Raw genomic sequence first — 1,511 nt, 5'->3', positions numbered from 1 at the left:
GTCGGCCCTGAAGAATCCGCCTCTCATCCCCGTGCGGGTACCGTTGGCTGCGATCCAGCCGTGATGAGCGAAATCAACGCCCCCAGCATCCAGGCACAAAAAGCCGCGATCCAGCGCATCAGCCAGCGCAGGTTGTAGCCCGCCGCGCACAGGACCGCGTGCATGGCGTCCCCTTGCGCGCCCTTCAGCCAGCAGCGGCGCAGGCCACAGTCGTCCTTGACGTGGCCGATGATCGGTTCGATCGCCTGGCGACGCTTCACCCAGCGCCATTGGCTTCGGGTCAGGCGCTTGGGCTTGCCTCGATGCAGGATCTCCACGCCCGCCACTTCGCGGCCCCGGTAGCCAAGATCCACAATCGCCACCTTCGGCTTGCAGCCGCTCACGATCTCGGCCTGCTCCAACTGCTCGGCCAGCGTGTCGCCGTCGTACGGATTGCCGGGAAAACTGCGGGCCCCGACGATCAAGCCCTGCCTGGCGGTCACCGCCAGGCCGACCTTCACCCCGAACTCGTACGGCTGTCGCGACTTCCCCTTGCCTATGCACTCCACCTCCGGGGCATGCAATGCGTACAGCTTGCCCTTGTCCTTCGGACGCTGCGCATGCAGCCGCTTGGCGCGATCCAGCCACGTCCCAAGTGCCGCTTTGGCCGCCTCTCCGGCATCGGCCAGCTTGCGTTCGATGTCGCGAATCACCCGGCCCAGTACCGTGCGCTGGCGACGCAGCACACGGCGCATCCGCTTGAACTGCTTGGCGTGTGCATAGCCGCCAGCACGGCGACGGAGCGTGGGCCCTTCCCGTTCGTAGCTCTGCCGCAGCGCAATGCCGTGGCGCTTGGCCAGGAGCACCAGCTTGCGGCGGCCCGCCTCCAATAGTCGGCTGTCGGTCGGGTACGCCACCGCCTTCTCCTGCACGGTGCTGTCCACGATCACCCGTTCCAGGTCCCGTGCCTTCACCGCCTTCATCGAGCGCGCAGCGGCAATCGTCTGGGCCAGCAACTCCTCCATGCCCGCCTCGCCCAGACGCTTGCGCCAGCGCACCAGCGAACTGGGGTCGCACGGCAGCCGGGTCTGGAAGAATTCCTCGCCGGTGAAGAACTGCCAGTACGGGTTCTCCAGCCAACGCTCGCACACCGCCTCGTCCGACAGGTCGTAGGCATGTTTGAGGTAGAGCAGACCGGCCATCAGCCGAACCGGCAACGCCGGTCGCCCGCCGCCGCTCACGGTGGGCGCGGGCAACGTGCACGAAAGCGCTTCCTCCAGCGCCGTCCAGGGCATGCGGCAGGCCAGCCGGGCCAGCGGATGACGCAGGTCGATCTGGGTTTCCAGGCGGGCCCGGAACAAGTCATCGGGACGGACCGTCGGGTCCTCGGCGGGCGTCGAGCGGCGGCGCATCGGGTATCCGAATCTGCAAGGAATCGCGGGGGAGATTATCCGTTCCCGGCAAACTCAACACGACCCCTCGGCGCCACAGGCCGCATGGCTGCTGGCTATGAGGGGTTCTTCAGGGCCGAC

The 1,511-nt window shown here is 67.3% G+C and carries 1 protein-coding gene; it reads right to left on the bottom strand.

All coding sequences use genetic code 11. From position 1 onward, the window contains the following. Positions 1-23: 23 nt before the first annotated feature. On the bottom strand, positions 24-1,391 hold the full coding sequence (locus tag ACFO3Q_RS16790; protein WP_246416807.1) for an IS5 family transposase: 1,368 nt from the start codon (positions 1,389-1,391) through the stop codon (positions 24-26). Positions 1,392-1,511: the final 120 nt, after the last annotated feature.

Source organism: Coralloluteibacterium thermophilum (genome assembly GCF_042654365.1).
Classification (GTDB): domain Bacteria; phylum Pseudomonadota; class Gammaproteobacteria; order Xanthomonadales; family Xanthomonadaceae; genus Coralloluteibacterium; species Coralloluteibacterium thermophilum.
This window is presented reverse-complemented; position numbering and strand designations above follow the sequence as displayed.